Below are 6,213 nucleotides of genomic sequence, written 5' to 3'. Positions count from 1 at the left end.
GCCTCGTGGTACTGGTCGACGGGAGTCTGGTCGGACAGCGTGAACGCCGTGTCCGGGCCGATCTCCGGTACCAGGTAGTGGTAGTTGGTGTCGAACCACTTCGTCATCTCCAGCGGCGGTGTCGATTCCACGCCGCGTGCCAACGCGAAGTAGGTGTCCAGCGGGCTCAGGCCCAGCTCCCGGAAGCGGCGCGGGACCGCGCCGAACGTGACGGCGGTGTCGAGCACCTGGTCGTAGTACGAGAACGTGTTGCCGGGCACCGAATCCAGCCCGGCGTCGCGCAGCGATCGCCAGGTGTCGGTGCGCAGGGTGCGTGCGACTTCGCGCAGTTCCGGCTCGGAGATCCGGGACTTCCAGTAGTTCTCCAGCGCACGCTTGAGTTCCCGGTTCGGGCCGATCCGGGGGTAGCCGAGTACGGTGGAGCCGATCTTGCTGGCCAACGCTCTCTCCTCGCGAGCTCGACGGCAGGTTCGCCGAGGTCGCGCCGGGACCGGCACACGCCACCGCGTGCGGTTCCTCCACCGGTCCTCCCGCGGGACCTCGGGCTCGCGTGCGCATCGCGGCGCACGCACCGGCGGCAGGTCTTCGGACTCGCGGGCGTTCCTCCGGCGGGTGCCGGGTCTTCCTACTGACCGTCGGCTTCCCGAGCGCGTGCTCAGTGCTGTGACCGGCCGGAACCGGTGACGGCGTTCGTTCCCACTCACCGCTGCGGGGCAGTCCCGGATTCGCACCGGGTTCCCTCTTGCCTCGCCCGCCGCGTGCCTGCTCGGGCCGGTGCGGGCGAACCACCAGCACGTCGGAGGTTACCCAGTTCTGCTCGGAAGACAAGGCCCGCGAACTCCGACATCGCGTCCACTGCATGGGAAAGCGCGATAGGTGACCTGGGATTTCGACCGATCTCGCGCAATTCGCGGGAGAAACCGGATCGGAGACGCGGATCACGTCCGAACGGCCGCGAAGCGGCGTCGCCCACCGTGCGGTGAGCGGGCGCGGCGGGGTCGAAGATCGCGGATCTGTCGATCGGCTTGCCGTTCTATACCGGCTCTGCAACGCCGCCCGCGTCGGTCCCACGGTCGGCGGAGCTGCCCGTTACCCTGCTCCGTGCAGCTCAGCAATGTGGTGAACAGGCCCTCGTAGCTCAGTCGGACAGAGCAAAGGACTTCTAATCCTTAGGTCGCAGGTTCGAGTCCTGCCGGGGGCGCTTTTCCCTGGTCGAGAGTTCGAACCACAGCATCTCAAGATCAATTGAGCGTACCTTAACCCACGTTCCGCGGAGGGGCCGAACGCCTCTCGGGCCGACTTCGTGGCGCGTACTCTCCGCAACTCCGCCGCGTCCGTACGTGTACAAATTGATCACTTTCGGTGTCGAACCTGATCACGTTTCGTGCTGATCGATCGTGGCTGCCGCCGCTTGATCCGGCCGGTCCCGCTCAGTTGCGCGGCTCGCGTCCGTCGGCACCCGAAAACCGCAGGTCAGGACATGTCCGTTAGGCTCGGCGCGTGGCTTCTGAGACGGTTCCGGCCGGACGGCGCAGATCGAGTGCGGTGGGAGTGCTGGTCGGCACGGCGGGACTCCTGGCCGCGGTGGTGGCGATCGCGCTGACCGCGTTGTCCGCGAGCGACGCCTACGCCGCCTACGGCCTGCCGGACCCCGGCGCGGTCACCAGGTTCGGGCTGCCCGTGGCGCGGGTGCTGGCCGAATCCGGCGCGGTGGTGTGCATCGGTTCGCTGCTGCTGGCCTCGTTCGGCATCCCGGCGCGGCGATCCGGGCCGTTGACGGCCGACGGCTACGCGGCGGTGCGGGCCGCAGGCTGGGCGGCCGCGCTGTGGTGCGTCGGCGCTGTGTTGCTGGTGCCGTTCACCGCCGCGGACGCCACCGGACGTCCGGTGAGCGAGGTGCTCGACAGCACCGTGCTGTTCGGCCTCGTGGACGCGTTGGAAGAGGCCAAGTCGTGGCTGATCACCGCGGTGATCGCGCTCGTGCTCGCCGTCGCCTGCCGGATCGTGCTGTCGTGGGGCTGGACGGTCGCGCTTTTCGCGCTGTCGCTGGCCGGGATGCTGCCGCTGATCGCCACCGGGCACTCCGCCAGCGGCGGTGCGCACGACATCGCCACGAACAGCCTGCTGTTCCACCTGTACTCCGCGACGATCTGGGTCGGCGGGCTGATCGCCGTGCTCGCGCACCTGGCGCGCAAGGGCGCGCACGCGGGATTGGTGGCGCGGCGGTTCTCCAAGATCGCGCTGGTGTGCTGGATCGTGATGGCGGTCTCCGGCGTGCTCAACTCCTACGTGCGGGTGCCGCCGGAGCAGTTGTTCACGACCCCCTACGGGGCGTTGGTCGTGGTCAAGGTGCTGTGCCTGGCGCTGCTCGGCGTCATCGCGTACTTCCAGCGGGAACGCGCGGTCAAGCGGATCGAGGAAGGTGCCGGGCGCAACGCGCTGCTGCGGCTGGGCGCGGTCGAGGTCCTCGCGATGTTCGCGACCATCGGTGTCGCCGTCGCGCTCGGACGTACGCCGCCGCCCGCGGAGCTCGGCCCGCTGCCCTCGCGGGTGGAGCTGCTGGTCGGGTACCCGATCGAACCGCCGACCGTGCTGCGGCTGCTGTTCGACTTCCGCTTCGACCTGGTCTTCGGGACGTTCTCGATCGCGTTGGCCGCGCTGTACGTGTGGGGCGTGGTCAAGCTGCGGCGGCGCGGCGACCGGTGGCCGGTGGGGCGCACCGCGGCGTGGCTGCTCGGGTGCGCGTCGATCCTGATCGCCACCTCGGCGGGCATCGGCCGGTACGCACCCGCCATGTTCAGCGTCCACATGGGACAGCACATGGTGCTGTCGATGCTCTCGCCGGTGCTGCTGGTGCTGGCCGGGCCGACGTCGTTGGCGCTGCGGGTGCTCAAGCCGGCCTCGAAGGACCAGCCGCCGGGGCCGCGGGAGTGGTTGCTGGCCTTCCTGCATTCGCCGCTCACGCGGCTGCTGACCAACCCGCTGGTGGCGTTGGCGCTGTTCGTGGGGTCGTTCTGGGCGCTGTACTTCTCCGGGTTGTTCGACGCGGCGCTGTACGAGCATTGGGCGCACCTGGCGATGAACGCGCACTTCCTGCTGGTGGGCTACGTCTTCTACTGGCCGGTGATCGGCATCGATCCGGCGCCGCGGCAGCTGCCGCCGCTGGTGAAGGTCGGGCTGGTGTTCGCTTCGATGCCGTTCCACGCGTTCTTCGGCATCACGCTGATGATGTCCAAGACGGTGATCGGCTCGGACTTCTACCGCGGGCTGGCGCTGCCTTGGGTGCCGGACCTGCTGGCGGATCAGAACCTCGGCGGGGGCCTCGCGTGGGCGTCCGGAGAAGTGCCGTTGGTCGTGGTGATGCTGGCGCTGCTGATCCAGTGGTCGCGCGCGGACGATCGGGCCGCACGGCGGATCGACCGCAAGGCCGATGCGGACGGGGACGCGGACCTCAAGGCGTACAACGAAATGCTGCGCCGCCTGTCGGAGGGCGACACGTCCGGCAGCCGCTGAGTTGTCCACAACAGCCGCGTCCGTCCACAGATCGTGAAATCGAGGTGGCGGCGCGTGATCGGCGCACCGCAAGCTGGATTCAGGCCGAGATCCGGCCCGGCGCTTTCGTCCGAGGGGCGGGCGCCGCACGGGACAGCGAGGCGGTAGTGATGTTCGAAACCGGTGTGGCGGTCGTGGGAACGGTGCTGACCGAGCCGCGGACCCGCGAGGTGTCCGGCAGCAAGGTCGTCAGCTTCCGGGTGGGCAGCAGTGCCCGGCGCTTCGACAAGACCACCGAGCAGTGGGTGGACGGTGATCGGCTGGTCGCCACCGTGAACTGCTGGCGGCGGGTGGCGGACGGAGTGGACGGCGTGGTCGCGAAGAGCGCGCCGGTGGTCGTCTCCGGCCGGTTGCGCACGCGGGAGTACGAGCTGCACGGGCAATGGCGAACCTCGGTCGAGATCGAGGCGAACGCGGTGGGGCTGGATCTGGCGCGCAGCAACCGTTTTCCGGAGCCGGAGGCGGGCCCGCAGCGGTCGGCGGCACCGGCGGTTCGCGCGGATTCGACGCGGGAAAGGTCACCGCGGCCCGTCCCGGCTGATCTTGCAGCCGGTTGACCAGCGGTGATGATGTTGCCAGGGGTGTTCGTGAGCAGTCGGTGCACCGCTGTCGGGGCGGCAACCGACGGCGGTGCACGAGACGACACGGGCCGCATCTACGATTTGGGGTATGGCCGAGTTCGTTTACACCATGAAGAAGGTGCGGAAGGCGCACGGGGACAAGGTCATCCTCGAGGAAGCGACCCTCCAGTTCTACCCCGGTGCGAAGATCGGCGTCGTCGGTCCCAACGGCGCCGGCAAGTCGACCGTGCTCAAGATCATGGCTGGACTCGAGCAGCCGGACAACGGTGAGGCGTTCCTCTCGCCCGGTTTCACGGTCGGCATCATGCAGCAGGAGCCGCCGCTGAACGAGGAGAAGACCGTCCTCGGCAACGTCGAGGAAGGCGTCGGCGAGATCATCCAGAAGCTGCACCGCTTCAACACGATCGCCGAGCAGCTCGCCACCGACTACACCGACGAGCTGATGGAGGAGATGGGCCGGCTCCAGGAAGAGCTGGACCACGCCGACGCCTGGGAGATCGACTCCCACCTCGAGCAGGCGATGGACGCGCTGCGCTGCCCGCCGCCGGACGCCCCGGTCACCCAGCTCTCCGGTGGTGAGCGCCGCCGGGTCGCGTTGTGCAAGCTGCTGCTGAGCAAGCCGGACCTGTTGCTGCTGGACGAGCCCACCAACCACCTCGACGCCGAGAGCGTGCTGTGGCTGGAGCAGTTCCTGCAGAACTACGAGGGCGCCGTGCTGGCCGTGACGCACGACAGGTACTTCCTGGACAACGTGGCCGGCTGGATCCTGGAGCTGGACCGCGGCCGGACTTACCCGTACGAGGGCAACTACTCCACTTACCTGGAGAAGAAGCAGGAGCGGCTGGCCGTGCAGGGCAAGCGCGACCAGAAGCTGCAGAAGCGCCTCAAGGACGAGCTGGAGTGGGTCCGCTCCAACACCAAGGCGCGCCAGAGCAAGTCGCGTTCCCGGCTGGAGCGCTACGAAGAGATGGCCGCCGAGGCGGAGAAGACCCGCAAGCTCGACTTCGAGGAGATCCAGATCCCGCCGGGGCCGCGGCTGGGCAACCTGGTCGTGGAGACCGAGCACCTCAAGAAGGGCTTCGGCGACAACCTGCTGATCGACGATCTGTCGTTCAACCTGCCGCCCAACGGCATCGTCGGGGTCATCGGCCCCAACGGCGTCGGCAAGACGACCCTGTTCAAGACCATCGTCGGGCTCGAGGAGCCGGACGCGGGCAAGGTCCGGGTCGGCGACACCGTCAAGTTGTCCTACGTCGACCAGAACCGGGCCAGCATCGATCCGCAGAAGAACGTGTGGGAGGTGGTTTCCGAAGGTCTCGACCACATCCAGGTCGGGCAGGTCGAGATGCCCTCCCGCGCGTACGTGAGCGCGTTCGGCTTCAAAGGCGCCGACCAGCAGAAGCCCGCGGGGGTGCTCTCCGGCGGTGAGCGCAACCGGCTGAACCTCGCGTTGACCCTCAAAGAGGGCGGCAACCTGATCCTGCTGGACGAGCCGACCAACGACCTCGACGTCGAAACGCTCGGCTCGTTGGAGAACGCGCTGGAGAACTTCCCGGGCTGCGCCGTGGTGATCTCGCACGACAGGTGGTTCCTGGACCGGGTCGCCACGCACATCCTCGCGTGGGAAGGCGACGACGAGAACCCGGCCAAGTGGTTCTGGTTCGAGGGCAACTTCGAGGGCTACGAGAAGAACAAGATCGACAGACTGGGCCAGGAAGCTGCTCGCCCGCACCGTGTCACCCACCGGAAGTTGACCCGGGGCTGAACGGGGAGGCGTGTTGGCCAGCGTGCACGAGGCTCAGCCGAGCGGTGTGGCGCACGAGCTGTACGAACCCGCCTGGCAGATGCGATGGCGGGTACCCGAGCTTGCTCTGATGCTCGGTGATCAGGCCGTCGCGCAGGCCAGACGCCTCGGTGACCGTTCGTTGCGGCTACGTGCCGAGGCGGTGGCGCTGTTCGCGTCGAACCGCCTCGGGCACGGCGTGGAGGTGACCGGTCGCGCGATCGCGGCCGTCCGCGACGCCGAGGCGGCCGACGACCACGAGCTCGCCACGGAGCTGCGGATCGAGCTCGCGTGCTG

General features: G+C 68.4%; 3 protein-coding genes, 1 tRNA gene, 2 pseudogenes and 1 riboswitch. Of the genes and pseudogenes, 5 read left to right on the top strand and 1 reads right to left on the bottom strand.

The window, feature by feature from the left end; genetic code table 11:
• Window positions 1–440: pseudogene (locus IJH84_RS01205) on the bottom strand (5-methyltetrahydropteroyltriglutamate--homocysteine S-methyltransferase); the annotation flags it as partial.
• A 139-nt stretch (window positions 441–579) separates the two neighbouring features.
• A riboswitch (cobalamin riboswitch) is annotated at window positions 580–744 on the bottom strand.
• A gap of 383 nt (window positions 745–1,127) precedes the next feature.
• On the opposite strand from IJH84_RS01205, the gene IJH84_RS01200 reads away from it, so the two are divergent.
• The 5 genes and pseudogenes from IJH84_RS01200 to IJH84_RS01180 form a co-directional block, all read left to right on the top strand.
• Window positions 1,128–1,201 (top strand) — tRNA-Arg (locus tag IJH84_RS01200).
• 299 nt (window positions 1,202–1,500) lie between these two features.
• Window positions 1,501–3,513 carry a cytochrome c oxidase assembly protein gene (locus tag IJH84_RS01195; protein WP_295139209.1) on the top strand — a complete coding sequence of 671 codons (2,013 nt, stop codon included), beginning with the start codon at window positions 1,501–1,503 and terminating at the stop codon, window positions 3,511–3,513.
• Window positions 3,514–3,662: 149 nt separating this feature from the next.
• Window positions 3,663–4,109, top strand: a complete 447-nt coding sequence (locus IJH84_RS01190; RefSeq protein ID WP_295139206.1) for a single-stranded DNA-binding protein — start codon at window positions 3,663–3,665, stop codon at window positions 4,107–4,109.
• A 112-nt stretch (window positions 4,110–4,221) separates the two neighbouring features.
• A complete protein-coding gene (ettA, locus tag IJH84_RS01185) occupies window positions 4,222–5,898 on the top strand; it encodes an energy-dependent translational throttle protein EttA (RefSeq protein ID WP_200070878.1) in 1,677 nt (558 codons plus the stop codon).
• Between the two features lie 22 nt (window positions 5,899–5,920).
• A pseudogene (locus IJH84_RS01180) lies at window positions 5,921–6,213 on the top strand (hypothetical protein); the annotation flags it as partial.

Source organism: Saccharopolyspora sp. (genome assembly GCF_017434145.1).
Taxonomy (GTDB): Bacteria; Actinomycetota; Actinomycetes; order Mycobacteriales; family Pseudonocardiaceae; genus Saccharopolyspora_C; species Saccharopolyspora_C galaxeae.
Note: the sequence above shows the minus strand (reverse complement) of the source record. Positions and strands in the feature narration are given on the sequence as shown.